The organism is Aromatoleum petrolei, assembly GCF_017894385.1.
Lineage (GTDB): Bacteria > Pseudomonadota > Gammaproteobacteria > Burkholderiales > Rhodocyclaceae > Aromatoleum > Aromatoleum petrolei.
Genome location: NZ_CP059560.1, coordinates 1,154,989 through 1,171,934, shown reverse-complemented (window position 1 = coordinate 1,171,934; position 16,946 = coordinate 1,154,989). Strand labels below are relative to the sequence as shown.

Genomic DNA, 16,946 nt, shown 5'->3' with positions numbered 1-16,946 from the left:
CCTCGACAGCGGTGGATAGGCGGTCTAGGCTGAGTCGGGTGCGGCCGCTTCGCCGCCGTGCCGTCTGCGCTGGGGAATCAGCATGCCGAAATCAGTCTCCGATCCTTCACGCACGGTGGTCGCACAGCGTCCGGACCGCGAAATCGCCACACGGCAGCGCCTGCCGTATTTCGTCGGAATCTCGGGGGACTCGGCGGGCAGCCGGGGGCTGTCCATGCACCTGGTGGTCATTCCGCCGGGCGGTGTCGCGGCGCCGCATCGGCATCGCGGATACGAGACCGCAATCTATGTGCTCGAAGGGTGTGTCGAGACGCGCTTCGGGCCCGGTCTGCGCGAAAGGGTCGTGAGCAGCGCGGGGGAGTTCCTGTTCATTCCCCCCGACGTCCCGCACCAGGCCCGCAATCTCAGTGACGTCGATCCGGCGCGGGCGATCGTCGCTCGCAACGATCCTGCCGAGCAGGAGAACGTGGTGCCCTACGACCCTGCCGAAGATTCCGGTGCGGGCGGCGGCTGAAGCGGTTCCCGGTCGGTTGGTGTGTCGTCGTTGCAGTGTGGGGCGCGAGGCGGGCAATTATTTCCTACGATGAGGTTTACCCGCCTGTGAGCACGCGGGCGGCTTTGTTGTGTGCCTCGGGCGGAGGGCCGCATCGTGGTGCATGGCATGCCGATGCACCTTGACTGGGTGATGGTTGCACCGATGCGGTGCGATTTCGTGCGGGATTCAAGAGATCCTCACGAAATGGTGCTTTCCCCGTGGGGAATTTGACCCTGGCATGGTCTTCGCTGATGTCCGATGAATCGCTTCCGGATCGAATCATCATGACGACGCTGGTTTTCGACGAAATGCACGACGCGGACGCGAGCACGCGCCCGCACTACGGTCCGTTCGAAACCTGGGCCCGTGGCCTGTCGCCGGACGTGATGGCGCGCAAGCGGGCCGAGGCGGACCTGGCGTTCCGTCGGCTCGGCATTACTTTCGCCGTGTATGGCGAGGAGGCGGGCACCGAGCGGCTGATTCCATTCGACACCATCCCGCGCATCATCCCCAATGCCGAGTGGAAGACCCTGCGCGCCGGGCTCAAGCAGCGCGTGAAGGCGCTGAACATGTTTCTGGACGACATCTACAACGGCCAGGACATCCTGCGTGCGGAGCGCATCCCCGCCGGCGAGGTGCTCAACAACGCGCAATTCCGCCCCGAGATGAAGGGGTTCAAGGTGCCCAACGGCATCTATGCGCACATCGCGGGCGTGGACGTCGTGCGCGCGGGAGCGGGCGAGTTCTACGTGCTGGAGGACAACCTGCGTGTGCCTTCGGGCGTGTCCTACATGCTGGAGAACCGCAAGATGATGATGCGGCTCTTTCCCGAGCTCTTCGCGCAGCAGAAGATCGCGCCCGTCGAGCACTATCCGGACCTGCTTCTGGAGACGCTGCGCGCGGTGGCGCCGGCGGGCGTGGACGATCCGACGGTGGTCGTGATGACGCCGGGGGCGTTCAATTCGGCCTATTTCGAGCATTCCTTCCTCGCGCAGCAGATGGGCGTCGAACTCGTCGAAGGTCGCGACCTGTTCATCGACCACGACGCGGTCTACATGCGCACGACGCGCGGGCCGAAGCGCGTTGATGTGATCTATCGCCGTATCGACGACGACTTCCTCGACCCGCAGGTCTTCCGCTCCGATTCGATGCTGGGCGTGCCCGGCCTGCTAAGGGCCTACCATGCGGGGCGTGTGACACTGTGCAACGCTATCGGTACCGGCGTCGCGGACGACAAGTCGATCTACCCCTACGTCGGCGAGATGGTGCGCTTCTACCTGGGCGAGGAACCGATCCTCAACAATGTCCCGACCTACCGCTGCCGCGAGAAGGACGACCTGCGCTACGTGCTGGACCATTTGCCCGAGCTGGTGGTGAAGGAGGTGCACGGTGCGGGTGGCTACGGCATGCTGGTGGGGCCGGCCGCGACGAAGGCCGAGATCGAGCAGTTCCGTGCGGTGCTGGTCGCACATCCGGACAAGTACATCGCGCAGCCGACGCTGGCGCTGTCGACCTGTCCGACCTACATCGATGGCGGCATTGCGCCGCGCCACATCGACCTGCGGCCCTTCGTGCTCTCGGGCAAGGAAGTCTCGCTGGTGCCGGGCGGACTCACGCGCGTCGCGTTGCGCGAGGGCTCGCTGGTGGTCAATTCCTCGCAGGGCGGCGGAACCAAGGACACCTGGGTGCTGGAGAACGGCCATGCCGAACCGCACCGCTGAGCCTTGCCGCCTTCGCTCCCCGACCAGGACTGCCGCGCCGGAGCCCGAATCATGCTGAGCCGCACCGCCGATCATCTCTATTGGATGGCTCGTTATTCCGAACGCGCCGAGAACCTCGCGCGCCTGCTCGACGTCAATTATCAGATGTCGCTCGTCCCGCACGACGCCGAAACCGAGCGCAGCAGCTGGAACGCGATCATCGCGCTGAACAGCCTCGAATACGCCTACGCGAAGCGGCACGACGAGGTCACCGCGACCAAGGTGCTGCATTTCATGGTGCGCGACGAGACGCATCCTTCGTCGATTTTCAGCTGCCTGCGTGCCGCGCGCGAGAACGCCCATGCGGTGCGCGGCACGCTGACGGCCGAAATGTGGGAGACCATCAACGAGACCTGGCTGCAATTGCGTGGCCAGAGCTTCGAACAGATCCACGCCAGCGGCATTGCCGCCTTCTTCGACTGGGTGAAGCAGCGCGCCTCGCTGCTGCGTGGCGCGATGTTCGGCACGATGCTGCAGGACGAGGCCTTCCAGTTCATCCGTCTGGGGGCCTTGCTCGAACGAGCCGACAACACGGCGCGCATCCTCGACGTGAAGTACCACAGCCTCGCCGGCGCGCAGCAGCCTGCGGCCGACGATCTCGTCGATGCCAACGATTTCTACCACTGGGGCGCGCTGCTGCGCTCGGTGTCGGCCTTCGAGGTGTATCGCAAGGTGTATCGCGACGTGATCACCCCGGAGCGGGTCGCCGAGCTGCTGATCCTGCGGGAGGATCTGCCCCGTGCGCTGCATTCGTGCATGGCGGGGGTGGTGGAGATACTGGACAAGGTGCGCAACAGCCGCTCCGACGAGACCGTACGTCGCGCCGGGCAGCTTTACGCAACGCTGCGCTACGGCCGCATGGACGCCATCTTCGAGCGCGGCCTGCACGCGTGGCTGGACGATTTCATCGATTCGATCGGCAATCTGAGCATGCGCATCAGCGAGGATTTCCTTGTCGGCGCGTGAGCCGGGCGGGCGAACCACATGAGCCGTCACGGCGGGCGCCCTCCCGCTGCGGCACCAAGCGAGCAAATGCCATGACCTACTGTGTCGCGATGCGCCTCGAAAAGGGGCTGGTATTCCTCTCCGACTCGCGCACCAATGCGGGCGTCGACCACATCAACACCTTCCGCAAGATGCGCGTCTGGCAGCGGCCGGGCGAGCGCGTCGTCGTGATGTGCACATCGGGCAACCTGTCGGTGAGCCAGTCGGTGGTGAACATCATCAGCGAGCGGCTTGCGCTCACTGATTCGGCCAACCTCTTCAATGCGCCCAACATGTTCGAGGTGGCGCGCCACGTCGGCGACGTCGTGCGCGAGGTGCACCGGCGCGATGCCGAGGCCTTGCGCGAGTTCGGCGTCGAGTTCAACGCCTCGCTGATCGTCGGCGGGCAGATCTTCGGCGAGGCGCCGCGGCTCTTCAACGTCTATGCGGCGGGCAACTTCATCGAAGCCACCGAGGACACCCCCTACATCCAGATCGGCGAATCGAAGTATGGCAAACCGATCATCGACCGCGTGTTGCGCTACGGCTCCACGCTCGCCGACGCGACCAAGTGCGCGCTGGTGTCGATGGATTCGACGATCCGCTCGAACCTGTCGGTGGGCCTGCCGCTCGACCTGTGCGTCATCGAGCGCGACGCGTTCACGGTGAAGTCGCACATCTCGGTCAATCAGGACCACGCTTACTACGCGCAGATCCGCGGCCAGTGGGGCGAGCGGTTGCGTGAGGCCTTCGCCGACCTACCGAATCCGGACTGGCTCTGAGTGCGCTGCGTCGCAGCGGTCCGCCCGGTCGTCCAGATCAAGATCACATTCCCTAAGCGTCGCCGGCGACTCGTGCGACGACCCTCGACAAATTGCGGAGATCCAGCGTGTCGATCCACGTCGCCCTGAACCACGTCAGCCACTACAAGTACGACCGCGCGGTCCAGCTCGGACCGCAGGTCGTGCGTCTTCGACCGTGCCCGCACAGCCGCACGTGCATCCTGTCATACTCGCTGAAGGTGCTGCCGGCCAAGCATTTCATCAACTGGCAGCAGGACCCGCAGAGCAACTACCTTGCACGCCTGGTCTTCCCGGACAAGACGCGGGAGTTCCGCGTTGAGGTCGATCTCGTCGCCGAAATGGCGGTGCTGAACCCCTTCGACTTCTTCCTCGAGCCCGAGGCCGAGCACTACCCGCTCACTTACAGCGCGGAGCAGCGCGTCGAGCTCGCGCCCTACCTGCACCGCATGAGCGTCGGCACGGGCTTGGGCGAGCGCTTCGCCGCGTATCTGGGGGCGATCCCGCGTGACAGGCGCCGGACAATCGACTTCCTTGTCGACCTCAACGCGAAGCTGCAGCAGGACATCGGCTACCTGATCCGCCTCGAGTCGGGCGTGCAGTCGCCCGAGGAAACGCTCGAAAAGGGCAGCGGCTCGTGCCGCGATTCGGCCTGGCTGCAGGTGCAACTTCTGCGCCACCTGGGACTGGCGGCGCGCTTCGTGTCCGGCTACCTGATCCAACTCACCGCCGACGTGAAGTCGCTCGACGGTCCGAGCGGCCCGGAGGCAGACTTCACAGACCTGCACGCCTGGTGCGAGGTCTATCTGCCGGGCGCGGGCTGGATCGGCCTTGATCCGACCTCCGGGCTCTTCGCGGGTGAGGGCCACATCCCGCTCGCTTGCAGCCCGGAGCCCTCGTCGGCTGCGCCGATCAGCGGCCTCATCGACGAATGCGAATGCGATTTCGCGCACGCGATGAAGGTCGAGCGCATATGGGAGGCGCCGCGCGTCACCAAGCCCTACACGGAAGAGCAATGGGCAAGGATCGAGGCCCTCGGCCATGAGATCGATGCCCAACTGACGGCCCGCGACGTGCGCCTGACAATGGGCGGCGAGCCGACCTTCGTCGCGGTCGACGATCCCGACGGCGATGAATGGAACACGACCGCGATGGGGCCGACCAAGCGCCTGCTGGCGGCCGACCTCTACCACCGGCTGCGCGAGAAGTACGGCGCTCAGGGCTTGATGCACTTCGGCCAGGGCAAGTGGTATCCGGGCGAGCAGTTGCCGCGCTGGTCGCTCAACGCCTTCTGGCGCCGCGACGGCGAGCCGATGTGGCGCGACGCCGCGCTTTACGCCGACGAGCGCCATCCGGCCGGCGCCGACGCGGCGCTTGCGAACCGCTTCCTGTCGGGCGTCGCCGAGCGGCTCGCGCTCGACCCGAAACATGTGTTCGACGCTTTCGAGGACGTCTTCTACTACCTGTGGCGCGAGCGCCGCCTGCCGGCCAACGTCGACCCCTTCGATGCCCGGCTCGACGACCCGCTCGAGCGCGAGCGCCTGCTGCGCGTGTTCTCGCACGGGCTGCCGAACGCCGTCGGCGCCGTGCTGCCCGTCGCGCGTGCCCCCGCCGGACAGTGGGTCAGCAGCCCGTGGTTCCTGCGCTCCGGCCGCTGCTACCTGATCCCGGGCGACTCACCGATGGGCTACCGCCTGCCGCTGGACTCCCAGCCATGGATCAGCAAGGGGGATTATCCCTACCTGCATCAGCCCGACCCGGCGCAAGTCTTCCCGCCGCTCGCCACGCATGCCGAACTGCGCCGCCAGCTGCGGGACCGTCCGGCGCGCACCGGGGTGGGCGAGGGCGCGGCAGCCGCGGCCATGCGCGTCCCGGGCAAGCACGAATCCGCCACGGAGATCACGCGCACCGCGATGTGCGCGCAACCGCGCGAAGGCACCCTGTACATCTTCATGCCGCCCACCGGCGCGCTCGACGACTACCTCGCCATCGTCGCGGCGGTCGAGGCCACTGCCGCGGCGCTCGGCCAGCCGATCATCCTCGAAGGCTACGAACCGCCCTCCGACCCGCGTCTCGCGCACTTCAGCATCACCCCCGACCCCGGCGTGATCGAGGTCAACATCCACCCCGCCGCTAGCTGGGACGAACTCGTCGAGCGCACCACCCACCTCTACGACGCGGCGCGCGAGTCCCGCCTGTCGACCGAGAAATTCATGCTCGACGGCCGCCACAGCGGCACCGGCGGCGGCAACCACTTCGTGTTGGGCGGCGCCACCACCGCCGACTCGCCCTTCCTGCGCCGCCCCGACCTGCTCCGGAGCCTTATCGGCTACTGGCACAACCACCCCTCGCTGTCCTACCTCTTCTCCGGTCTCTTCATCGGCCCGACTTCGCAGGCGCCGCGCATCGACGAGGCGCGCAATGATTCGGTGTACGAGATCGAGGTCGCCTTCCGCGAGCTGGAGCGGCAGATCGGCCTCAGTGGACAACACTCCGGGCAATGTCCGCCCTGGCTCATCGACCGCCTGCTGCGCAACCTGCTCATCGACGTCAGCGGCAACACCCACCGCGCCGAGTTCTGCATCGACAAGCTGTATTCGCCCGACGGCCCCGCCGGCCGCCACGGCCTGCTCGAGCTGCGCGCCTTCGAGATGCCCCCGCATGCGCGCATGTCGCTTACCCAGCAGCTCCTGCTGCGCGGGCTCGTTGCGCGCTTCTGGCAGCAGCCCTACGCCCCGGAGCGCCTCGTGCGCTGGGGCACGGAGCTGCACGACCGCTACATGCTGCCGCACTTCGTCGCGCAGGACTTCGCCGACGTCATCTCCGAGATGAACGGCTTCGGTCTGCCGATCCGCGAGGAATGGTTCGCGCCGCATTTCGAGTTCCGCTTCCCCAAGGTCGGCGACTTCGCCGTGCGCGGCGTCGAGGTCGAACTTCGCCACGCCCTCGAGCCCTGGCACGTGATGGGCGAGGAGGGGGCCGCCGGCGCCACCGTGCGCCACGTCGACTCCTCGCTCGAGCGCCTGCAGGTCAGGGTGAGCGGCATGGCGCCGGACCGCTACGTGCTGGCGGTCAACGGCACGGCGCTACCCTTGCAGGCGACCGGCACCGTTGGCGAGGCCGTCGCCGGCGTGCGCTACCGCGCATGGCAGCCGGCGTCCTGCCTGCATCCGACCATCGGCGTCGATGCGCCGCTGGTGTTCGACCTCGTCGACACCTGGATGAAGCGCTCGCTCGGCGGCGCCCAGTACCACGTCGCCCACCCGGGCGGACGCCATCACGACACTTTCCCGGTGAACGCCTTCGAAGCCGAATCGCGCCGTCTGGCGCGTTTCTTCCGCATGGGCCACACGCCGGGCAGGCGTCCCGTGGATATCGAACCCGTGCGACGCAACGCGGAGTTCCCCTTCACGCTAGACTTGCGGGGAGTCCCCAAGGCCAGCTCCTGACCCCGACGATGCTGCACCAGCTGCTCTCGCTCTACGCCCGCCAGTCCGGCCGCTACGATGAAATGCTCGCGGGGGCGGAGCACTTGCGGCCGCACTGGCAGGCGCTGTTCGAGGCGCTGGACGTCTCGACGCCCGACCAGATGCGCGCGCGCCAAGCTTTCGTCACCGAGCGCATCCGCGAGAACGGCACTACCTACAACGTCTATGCCGACCCGCAGGGCGCCGACCGGCCGTGGGCCCTCGATCCGCTGCCCTTCATCCTCCCTGCCCACGAGTGGGCGCAGATCGATGCTGCCATCGCCCAGCGCGCGGACCTGCTGGATCAGGTGCTCGCCGACCTTTACGGCCCTCAGCAGCTGATCCGCAGCGGCGCGCTGCCCGCGGCGCTGGTCTACGGCCATAACGGCTTCCTGTGGCCCTGCCAGGGTACGCGCCCGCCCTCGGGTCATTTCCTGCACGTCTATGCGGCCGACCTCGCGCGTTCGCCGGACGGTCGCTGGTGGGTCATCGCCGACCGTGCGCAGGGCCCCTCGGGCGCCGGCTACGCGCTCGAAAACCGCCTGATCGTCTCGCGCCTGTTTCCGGACCTCTTCCGCGACCAGCGCGTGCATCACCTCGCGGATTTCTTCCGCCACCTGCAGGACAGCCTCGCACGCTGGGCCCCGGTCGATCCCGGCGAGACGCCCTTCGTCGTGCTGCTCACGCCCGGCCCCTACAACGAGACCTACTTCGAGCAGTCCTACCTCGCGCGCTACCTCGGCTTCCCGCTCGTCGAAGGCCAGGACCTCACCGTGCGCGGCGACTCCGTGTATCTGAAGACCCTCGCCGGACTCAAGCGCGTCCACGTGATCCTGCGCCGGCTCGACGACGACTACGCCGATCCGCTGGAACTGCGCGGCGAATCCTCGCTCGGCGTGCCCGGCCTCGTCGAGGCGGCGCGCGCCGGTCGCGTGCTGATGGCCAACGCGCTGGGCAGCGGCGTGCTGGAATCCTCGGGCCTGCTCGCCTTCCTGCCCAAGCTCGCCGAACACCTCCTCGGCGAGCCGCTCGCGATGCCGGCCGTCGCCAGCTGGTGGTGCGGCGAAGCCCCTGCGCTCGACTACGTCGTCGAGCATCTCGCCGAACTCGTCATCAAGCCCGCCTATCCCTCGCAACGCCTGCAGCCGGTGTTCGGGCGCGACCTCGACGCCCGCGGGCGCGCCCACTGGGTAGAACGCCTGCGCCATCGCCCGCACGCCTATGTCGGGCAGGAACTGGTGGAGCTGTCGCAGGCGCCGGTGATGCCCGACTCCGGCAGCCCGACCCTCGACCGTCGCCTCGTCGCGCGCGCGATCGGCGTGCGCGTCTATGCGGTCGTCACACCCGAGGGCTGGCGCGTGATGCCCGGCGGGCTCACGCGCGTCTCCGGCAGCGGCGACGTCGACATCCTGTCGATGCAGCGCGGCGGCTCGTCGAAGGACACCTGGGTCCTGTCCGAGGCCCCGGTGAGCCAGTTCAGCCTGCTCAAGGGCGAACTCGGCGCGGGCGACATCGTGCGCGCCGGCCCCGAGATCGCCAGCCGCAGCGCGGAGAACCTGTTCTGGCTCGGCCGCTACGCCGAGCGCGTCGAGAACAGCGCCCGCCTGCTGCGCTTTGCCTGCGACCGGTTGAACGAGGAAGGCGATGCGGCCGCGGACGCAGGCGCGTCCGGGAAGGCGGTGCGCGGCGAAGGCGCTCGCGAGCTTTTCGGGGAGCCGGGCGTCCTCGCCACCGCCGTGGGCTACTGCGAACTCTTCGGCCTGCTCCCGCCCGCCGATGAGCGCTCCGTCGCGCGCCGCCTCATCGAAGCTGCGCTCGACGAAAACGTCCCCGGCAGCCTCGCCTCCACGCTGCGCCGCGCCGTGTGGGCCGCCACGCAGGTGCGCGACCGCCTCTCCCTCGACCACTGGCACTCCCTCAACCGCCTGCACGACATCCTGCGCCGGCAGCGCCCCGACGGCGCCTCGCCGGCCGACATCGGCGCGCTGCCCTCGACGCTGGACCGCGTGCTGCTCGCCTGCGTCTCGCTGTCAGGCTTTGCGATGGACGAGATGATGCGTGACAGCGGCTGGCGCTTCCTCATCCTCGGCCGCCGCATCGAGCGCCTGCAATGCCGCAGCCGCATCGTTGCGCATTTCCTGGAAGCCTGTGGCGGTCAGCCGGCCGGCGTCGATGCCTTGCTGGAACTGTCCGACTGCGCCGAAGCCTATCGCCAGCGCTACCTGCGCACGCCCGATATGCTGCCGACGCTGGACCTCGTCGTGTTCGACACCGACAACCCCCATTCGGTGGCGTTCCAGGCCGACATGCTGCTGCGCTACCTCGAAGTGCTGCAGCGCGACCTCGCCGCATCGGGGGTGGCAGAGGGGGAGGCAGGCTACGGCATTCCGCCGTTCCGCGAGGCCGCCGGCGCGCTGAATGCGTTTTCCCTGCATGCGATCGAACACGGACTCCCGGGCGGGACACCGGCGGTGCAACGCCGCACCGCCTGCGCCGGGTGCAACGAACTCGCGCGCCTCCTGCGCGTCGCGCACGACGCTTCGGCGGCGCTGTCGAACCGCATCGCCGAGCGCTTCTTCACCCACGTCCGCCCCGCCGCGCGCATCCTTTCCGCCTGACCATGCGCTACCACGTCCTCCACACCACCGAGTACCACTATTCGCAGCCGGTGCAGACCGCGCGGCATCTCCTGCACCTCGTCCCGCGTCCCGTCCCTTGGCAGATGCTCGAACGGCAGGCGCTGCGCATCGACCCCGAACCGACTACGCGGGCGCACGGCATCGACGTCTTCGGCAATCCGGCAGACCGCATCGAATTCGCCGCCTCGCACGACCACCTGCGCGTCGAAAGCGAACAGACGCTCACGGTCGCCCCACGCCCGTGGCTTGCCACACCGACCGACGGCCCTGTCTGGGAGAAGGTGCGCGACGCGCTCGACTATCACGCGAGTCCGCTCGGGGATGCGATTGCCCGAGCCCAGCGCATGCGCTTCGAATCACCCGGCGTGCGCGTCAAGCGCGAACTCGAAGACTACGCCGCCCCCTCGTTCGCCGCCGGCCGTCCGGTGATCGACGCCGCCCGCGACCTCATGCGCCGCATCCACGCGGAGTTTCGCTACGACCCCGAGGCCACCGAAGTCGGCACCTCGGTCGTCGAGGTGCTCGAAAACAGGCACGGCGTCTGCCAGGACTTCGCCCACCTCATGATCGCCTGCCTGCGTTCGCTGGGCCTCGCAGCACGCTACGTCTCCGGCTACCTGCGAACCGACCCCCTGCCGGGGCAGGCACGAATGACGGGTAGCGACGCCTCGCACGCCTGGGTCGCGGTGTTCGTCCCCGAAACCGGCTGGATCGAATTCGACCCCACCAACGACTGCCTCGCCGACGAACGCCACATCGTCCTCGCCTGGGGCCGCGACTTCGGCGACGTCTCGCCGATCCGCGGCGTGATCCAGGGGGGAGGAGAACACTCGCTGAAGGTGGGCGTCACCGTGACCCTCGTCGAAGCCGGTAACTGATCGGGGGTCACGGTCCCGCAGCCGGTGAGGCACGGGACCGCCTCCGATCAGTTTTGCGCCGGGGATAAGCAACTGCTCATGAGGTCGTCGTCACATGCAACCGCACCGTCGATCCGGTACCAGTGGGCGACGGGATCGCCTGCGCATTCCAGTGTTACGGTTTTCCCCGATTTGATCTCGGTCGCTGACACTCCGGCGGATCCTGCCGGGGTCTGCATCTCGTCATGGTCTTCGTGAATCACGTAACGGTATCCGACATTCGAGAAACTCAGCGAGACCTGATCAGTATCTGGCCGGAAGTAGTGATAGTAAGAAAACTGACCCGGGGAGTTTCGGCGAGAAGCCGGATACTCCAGTTCGACTGCGCCTGCTTCGCCGAACCGATAGATGACATACCCACCATTCGGTTTCTGCAGAAGGTCTCTCGACGTGCAAACCGACACCACTTTGGTCGATCGCTTGAGTCGGCAGGAAAATACGACATCCTCGGCTTGGGTGCAAAGGCTGGGTGAAGTGCCGGCAAGCACGGTCGTGGGCAGGAGAATGAGGGCAATGAAATATCTCATTGGTGAGGGTAGGCGGCTCAGCAAATGCGTGGCGCGGTATCTTGAGGTAGTCCGCGTCTGAAGCGTTCGAACAGGTAGATTTCCTGCGGGATCAGCGGTGTCATGCGGTCAGAGCTGGGGGGCGGATTGGTCGGGTGACCATTGCCAGAAGGTGTTGCCGTAATCGCCACCGAGCGCGGGCATGATCTCGCCCTGCTTGAACCAGCGGCGCGAATTGGCTTGGGCTGGCGTGAACCACCATCCGGCTTCGGGGCAGGGCTGGCCCGCGGGGACGTTGGGGCGGCGGCGTTCGCCGACGTCGCTCGACGCCTCTTCTCCGGGCACGCCCCCGCCGCTGTCGGCTACGCGCTCGACCAGCGTCCAAACGGTATCGACCTCGCTGATGTTTTGCCCGGTCTTCGGGTCATAGCCCACCGACGTGGACGTTGCATGGGGCCCCGCGTAGAAGAATTGGGCGCAACTTTCGTCCGCGTCGGGCAGATAGACGCCGGTGACCGTGACTGGTTCGTCGGTGGCGACGCGGACTGCAGGGTTGAGCCGGTAGATGGGCCAGGTCGGCGGGGCATCCAGCGGGCCGCGACTGTCTGCATTGTAGCGGGACGACAGGCTGCCCTTGATCCAACCTATAAAGGCGGTAAATCCGATGTTGCTCGCATAACGACTGGCCTGCACTCCGGCTTCATCGAAGCGCGTCGCGTAAGGTTCGGGGATCCAGTCGCAAGGATAGTCTCGGATTTGGCCAGCAAAGGCGGTATTGACGTTGCCCGCGATCTCGATCGCAGACGGATCGCCACGTAGCAAAGCGACATAGGCGTCCTCCAACATCTGGAGCGTGTCGCGGAAATTCGGCAGCACGACGCTGCCCCAGGTGATGTCCGGCTGTTGCCAGCGCGGGCGGCTGCGGTAGTCGGGCGGCAGAGTGCGCATTACGTGAGCCAAAGCCTCCTCGGCGGCTTGAACCGTCTCGGCGAAGGCGTCGCGCAGCTTCTTGAAGTAGTCTGCGCTGGTATAGCGTTCGATCAGGTAAATTTCCTGTGGGATCAGAGGGGTGCTCATGTCTATTTGCCCTTGTGCCAGTTGTTGGTGAGCGTCGGCACGCCTAGCAGGTCCACATGCTCGCCAAAATTACCGTAGCCCCAGTTGGTGGGTTGGCGCCTGCCGAGATGGGCTGCGTCGAGGTCGGCCGGATCCAGCACGATCTGCCGGCCGCCACCCGCCGTCCAGAAATGATTTCCGTTGTCGTCGGCCTTCACGGGATTGCCCGCGCGGTCCTTGAGGACTTGTGAGGCAGTTTCCCCTTCCCACACTTTCAGGGGTTTGCCTAGCGGTACGGTGTAGGTGACGAATTCTCCATTGCTGTTCCAGTTTGTCCATACTGCAAAGCGGTCGCGCCAGTCTGCCTTGCCCCTGAGCAATTCGAATTCCTCCTTGCGCATCCAGCAGATGCTGTTGTCGCGTGAATCGGGATCGATCACCCGATAGAGCACTGTGCCGGGTGGAATCTCCGCCGTTTCAATGGTGTGGAATGTCCTGAAACTTTTTTTGAGGGGTCGGCTCGCGCTTACATCGGTGATGTCGGGATAGCCCTCAGGAATGGCAGGGCTCTCCTCCATGGCTCTCTTCGGTGCCTTTCTGCGCACCCTCACCCACGACGGCGGATCGGCCCTGAGCGCGGCGACTTCCGCTTCCAGGCCCGGCCGGCGATAAGCATGCGGATTGAGCGCATTGGTGTTGGCCCGGTAGGTCATGTCGGCCTCCACTTCGAGCCGCCGCGCGATGCGTTCGAGCATGTCCTGCAAGGGTTGCACCACTTCGCCGAGTTTTCGGTGCGCCTTGTTGCGCACGGTTTGTACCGTGGCGAGCAGTTGGCCGACCTGGGTCTTCATGGCTGCCGAGCCCCAGCGCTCCATCAACTCCACGAGTTGCCGAAGCGGGCCGATCACGGCGTCGAAGCCCCTGACCAGCGTGTCGGCGTTTGTCTTGGCCTTCAGTTCGCGCGTCTTGTGCGCGAGATGCTTATAGACGTTGTCGATCTTGAGTGCAGTCAGCGTCTTGCGTACGGGCGGACTGGCAAGATGCTGGTTGAGCTTGACGATGCTCGCTTCGACGAACGGGCGGGTCGCGAGCCAGACGCTTCCGTTCAGTGTTTTCACCGCACCCGTGACCACGGCCTTGCGCGCCCCGTTGAGCAGGATCTTCAGGCATCCCTTGGCGAGGGAGCCGAGAACCGGGACGAGGCCGACGAGCGTGATGGCGAGCGCGAACCAGTTCAGTGTGTTGTCGTCGTCTTGGCTGATCCTCCTGCAATTCGCAACCACGTCGCGAATGTCGCACAACTGATCCACGAACGGCACCATGGAGATGACGGTTCCGGTGGCGATCTGCGCAGCGCTCTGGTCTTCGGCGAAGTCGCCCTGGATTACAACCCAGATCCACTAGGCCGCCGCAGCAAGATCCTGCCGGGAGCTCTGCATCCAGCGGTCGGGCGCGGCGGCATACCACGCGAGGGCGTCTTCAAGTTCTTCCCACATCTTTGTGTCAGCCCATCCTGCTTCGAGCCGCCCCGACCAGATCCTGAAGCGGAGTCCAAGGCTTTTCCGCGAGTGGCGTGCGTTGTTCGTATTCGACGCGCGGGGCGTTGCGCGGGACGCCTTCATGCCGGGCGAATCCATTGCCGTCGAGTTTTCCCTCGATGACCTGATTTCCGTCGAAGATGATCCTGTACCCTTGACCGGCGAAGGCGGTTCCTTCCGCGTCGAGGTGACTGATCTCGATCCAGTTCTGCATCTCAGCCTGACCTGAAGGCAGGTGCGGAAGCTTGGCCTGCTCCTTCGCCGGCCCCTCGAATGCATGCCCCGCTCCCTTCACCGAAAACGTCCCCGGACAGGCGAAAATGATGTCGGCGCCTTCGAGCGCGACCGAACTCTGGCCCGCCTGCAGCACGATGCGCTCCTTGGCGAGGACATGGATCTCGTCGTTCGAGCTGGTGATGCTTACCGACTGGTCAGCGAGGATTTCCATCGCGTCGGTGTGCGCCTGGATCGTCTGGCTTCCGGCCGCAGCGATACTCTTGATGCCGCCGGCGTGGCTGAACCAGCTCGCCCCTTCGCCGACCGCGGCGCTGAAGGTATGTGCGGCTGATACGTGAAGATCCTTCTGGGTGGTGGCGTGCAGGTGGCCGCCGGCAAACAGCAAGGCGCTTGCCGGAGTGGACAGGCCGATGTCGTCCGGCCCCTCGGTGACGATGAACGGTCGCGAGAAACGTTCGGCGGGGGCGTCCGGTTCGCTGCTGCCGGGGCGGGCCTTGGCGACGTCCTGGCCGCCGACCGTGCCGGCGTAGTGTCCCTCGCGTGCCGCGTCGATGGCGTCGATGAAGGCGCTCTGGTTCTTGTTGGCGACCAGCGGGCACGCCGATTGCGCCGCTGCCGCGTCTGAAAGGGCTTGCGCGGTGTGTTCGGCGCCCCGCAGCTGGTCGACCGCTTCGGCGACGTCCATCTGCGTCGATGCGCCATTCGGGCGGACGGTGGAGGAGATCAGCATGCCATCGCCTGCGCGCAGGGCCAGCCAACCGTCGCTGCGCAACTCGAGGCCGGCGCCGCGCCAGGGGCCGCGCGCGGGGGTGCGCGGCCCCTGTTCGACCAGATGGCCGAGCGACAACTGCGATGTCGTGTGACTGCTGGCGAGCCGGGTACGTAACTGTCCGGGAGTGTCGTCGACGAGCCACTGATTGACGTCCTGTCCCGCACCTGCATGCGTGTCGCTATTCCAGCCCGAGATGACGCCGGGGTGATTGGCAGCGCTCGCTTCCCCGGCGCTGAAGGGCGGCAGGTCGGTTCCGCCATGGAGTTGTCCGACGACGAGCGGGCGATCGATGTCGCCGTCGACGAAATCGACCAGGACTTCGGTGCCGCGCCGCGGCAGGAAGTGGCTTCCCCAGTCGGGGCCGGACAGCCATTCGGCCACGCGCACCCAGGTGCTGCTGCGCTCGTCGCCCGGAGCGTGTTCGTCTCCGGGTCCAGCGACCGCTAGACCGCCCGGGTTGGGCCGTTCGCCACGCTGCCAGTGGAATTGGATCCGGACGCGGTGGTCGCGATCCGTGGTCAGGGCGGCGCCTGCCTCACCGACCACGAGCGCGGTTTCGGGGTGTGCCGCCGGTTTTCTGCGCGGCAGCGGCAGCACGGGGGCCGCTGCGGGCTGCAGGACGAATGCGTTGCGGTAGCTGCCGCGCTCGATGCCATTGGCGCGCAGGAGTGCCGCGGCGCCGCTGCCGAAATTGTTCGCTGCCCGATGCTCGACGCTGAGGACGGCAAAGTTGGCGTTGTCGCCGGCGAACTGCTCATGGCCTTCCAGCACGAAATGGCTGCCTGCGGTCAGGCCACGCACGCTGCCAAGTCCGCTCAGGCGCCGGTAGCGGGCCTCATGCCCGGCAAGGGCGATATCGGCGTGCTCCGCTGCCGCACTCTCTGTATCGAAGCGGTAGGCACCGCTGCCCTCATGGTCTTCGAGCGGGGGGAGGTCCGTGTGGTCGATGCTGTTGCGGGCTTGTGCGGCCGTTGCGACCAGTGCGCGGTAATCCCAGGAGTTGCGGCTGACGGCATTGACGCCGACGCAGTGCACCTCCGCCAGGCACTGGATGGTGTCGTCGCTCTCGGTGGCGTCTGCACGGTGGAAGCGGATGCGATCCTGAAGTGTCGATCCTGGTGCAGCACGATGGTCGAAGAGGACCATGCAGTGCCGTGCGCGTTCCGCAGCAGTGTCGTTCTGTGCGGTCTGCTCATGTTCGAAGCGGAAGGAGATGCCTTCTTCCGCGAGCAGTCGCAGGAGAAAGTCGAGATCGCTCTCGCGGTGCTGGATGCATAGACTGCGCCGGCGCAGCGTCCGGGTGACGTCGAAACGCCAGTTCGCGTGCATCCTGTAGCCCTCGAACAAGGCGTCGCACAGGCCGCGCAGGTCGAGATCCTGATACACACGGCTGCGTCGTCCCAGGGCGAGCAGCGCGACCCAGGGTTCGAGCTTCAAGCGGTAGCGCGCGAGCCCGCCGTCGCTTCCGAGTGGTGCCGAGTGGGTACAGTTGCCGTGCCAGGTCCGCAGGCTCCCATCGGCGAGGCGCAAGCGCAGCGCGAACTGAGTGCCGAGGAGGCCGGACGGGGGGAGATGGGCATTCGTCGCGATGCAGTCAACATCGAAGCGGAACAATTCATTGACGGCTTCGCGCCCCGAAATGCTTTCGACGAGCAGCGGCGCCGGTACCGCCGAGTGGATCTCGACGAGCCGCGAATCCTGGGACAGGAATGCCTCTGAGACGGTGCCTTGCATC

General features: G+C 66.6%; 11 protein-coding genes. 7 read left to right on the top strand and 4 right to left on the bottom strand.

Annotated features, from left to right (window positions below; genetic code table 11):
* The first annotated feature begins 82 nt into the window (after positions 1 to 82).
* The 7 genes from ToN1_RS05280 to ToN1_RS05250 all read left to right on the top strand — a co-directional run bounded on the left by ToN1_RS05280 (position 83) and on the right by ToN1_RS05250 (position 11,063).
* Positions 83 to 514, top strand: coding sequence for a cupin domain-containing protein (locus ToN1_RS05280; protein WP_169205305.1), 432 nt, complete (start codon positions 83 to 85; stop codon positions 512 to 514).
* Between the two features lie 305 nt (positions 515 to 819).
* A complete protein-coding gene (locus tag ToN1_RS05275) occupies positions 820 to 2,256 on the top strand; it encodes a circularly permuted type 2 ATP-grasp protein (RefSeq protein WP_210148027.1) in 1,437 nt (478 codons plus the stop codon).
* Between the two features lie 51 nt (positions 2,257 to 2,307).
* Positions 2,308 to 3,261, top strand: a complete 954-nt coding sequence (locus ToN1_RS05270; protein ID WP_169205306.1) for an alpha-E domain-containing protein — start codon at positions 2,308 to 2,310, stop codon at positions 3,259 to 3,261.
* Positions 3,262 to 3,332: 71 nt separating this feature from the next.
* A complete protein-coding gene (locus ToN1_RS05265; RefSeq protein ID WP_169205307.1) occupies positions 3,333 to 4,061 on the top strand; it encodes a proteasome-type protease in 729 nt (242 codons plus the stop codon).
* Between the two features lie 107 nt (positions 4,062 to 4,168).
* The gene (locus ToN1_RS05260; RefSeq protein ID WP_169205308.1) at positions 4,169 to 7,528 is read left to right on the top strand and encodes a transglutaminase family protein; all 3,360 of its coding nucleotides are present in this window, start codon (positions 4,169 to 4,171) and stop codon (positions 7,526 to 7,528) included.
* A gap of 8 nt (positions 7,529 to 7,536) precedes the next feature.
* On the top strand, positions 7,537 to 10,164 hold the full coding sequence (locus ToN1_RS05255) for a circularly permuted type 2 ATP-grasp protein (protein ID WP_169205309.1): 2,628 nt from the start codon (positions 7,537 to 7,539) through the stop codon (positions 10,162 to 10,164).
* A gap of 2 nt (positions 10,165 to 10,166) precedes the next feature.
* Positions 10,167 to 11,063, top strand: coding sequence for a transglutaminase family protein (locus ToN1_RS05250; RefSeq protein ID WP_210148026.1), 897 nt, complete (start codon positions 10,167 to 10,169; stop codon positions 11,061 to 11,063).
* A gap of 47 nt (positions 11,064 to 11,110) precedes the next feature.
* On the opposite strand, the gene ToN1_RS05245 is transcribed toward ToN1_RS05250, so the two are convergent.
* The 4 genes from ToN1_RS05245 to ToN1_RS05230 all read right to left on the bottom strand — a co-directional run bounded on the left by ToN1_RS05245 (position 11,111) and on the right by ToN1_RS05230 (position 16,945).
* On the bottom strand, positions 11,111 to 11,629 hold the full coding sequence (locus ToN1_RS05245; RefSeq protein WP_169205310.1) for a hypothetical protein: 519 nt from the start codon (positions 11,627 to 11,629) through the stop codon (positions 11,111 to 11,113).
* Positions 11,630 to 11,737: 108 nt separating this feature from the next.
* Entirely contained in the window at positions 11,738 to 12,685 is a 948-nt protein-coding gene (locus tag ToN1_RS05240) for a hypothetical protein (RefSeq protein ID WP_169205311.1), read from the bottom strand.
* Positions 12,686 to 12,687: 2 nt separating this feature from the next.
* The gene (locus ToN1_RS05235) at positions 12,688 to 13,986 is read right to left on the bottom strand and encodes a hypothetical protein (protein ID WP_210148025.1); all 1,299 of its coding nucleotides are present in this window, start codon (positions 13,984 to 13,986) and stop codon (positions 12,688 to 12,690) included.
* A gap of 181 nt (positions 13,987 to 14,167) precedes the next feature.
* Positions 14,168 to 16,945, bottom strand: coding sequence for a type VI secretion system Vgr family protein (locus ToN1_RS05230; protein ID WP_244860967.1), 2,778 nt, complete (start codon positions 16,943 to 16,945; stop codon positions 14,168 to 14,170).
* Between the last annotated feature and the right edge of the window lies 1 nt (position 16,946).

What these genes read in the sequence shown, in the direction of transcription:
- ToN1_RS05240 (WP_169205311.1), bottom strand. Translation starts at nt 12,685, where the DNA reads ATGAGCACCCCTCTGATCCCACAGGAAATTTACCTGATCGAACGCTAT.
- ToN1_RS05275 (WP_210148027.1), top strand. Translation starts at nt 820, where the DNA reads ATGACGACGCTGGTTTTCGACGAAATGCACGACGCGGACGCGAGCACG.
- ToN1_RS05235 (WP_210148025.1), bottom strand. Translation starts at nt 13,986, where the DNA reads ATGGTGCCGTTCGTGGATCAGTTGTGCGACATTCGCGACGTGGTTGCG.
- ToN1_RS05230 (WP_244860967.1), bottom strand. Translation starts at nt 16,945, where the DNA reads ATGCAAGGCACCGTCTCAGAGGCATTCCTGTCCCAGGATTCGCGGCTC.
- ToN1_RS05250 (WP_210148026.1), top strand. Translation starts at nt 10,167, where the DNA reads ATGCGCTACCACGTCCTCCACACCACCGAGTACCACTATTCGCAGCCG.
- ToN1_RS05265 (WP_169205307.1), top strand. Translation starts at nt 3,333, where the DNA reads ATGACCTACTGTGTCGCGATGCGCCTCGAAAAGGGGCTGGTATTCCTC.
- ToN1_RS05280 (WP_169205305.1), top strand. Translation starts at nt 83, where the DNA reads ATGCCGAAATCAGTCTCCGATCCTTCACGCACGGTGGTCGCACAGCGT.
- ToN1_RS05255 (WP_169205309.1), top strand. Translation starts at nt 7,537, where the DNA reads ATGCTGCACCAGCTGCTCTCGCTCTACGCCCGCCAGTCCGGCCGCTAC.
- ToN1_RS05245 (WP_169205310.1), bottom strand. Translation starts at nt 11,629, where the DNA reads ATGAGATATTTCATTGCCCTCATTCTCCTGCCCACGACCGTGCTTGCC.
- ToN1_RS05270 (WP_169205306.1), top strand. Translation starts at nt 2,308, where the DNA reads ATGCTGAGCCGCACCGCCGATCATCTCTATTGGATGGCTCGTTATTCC.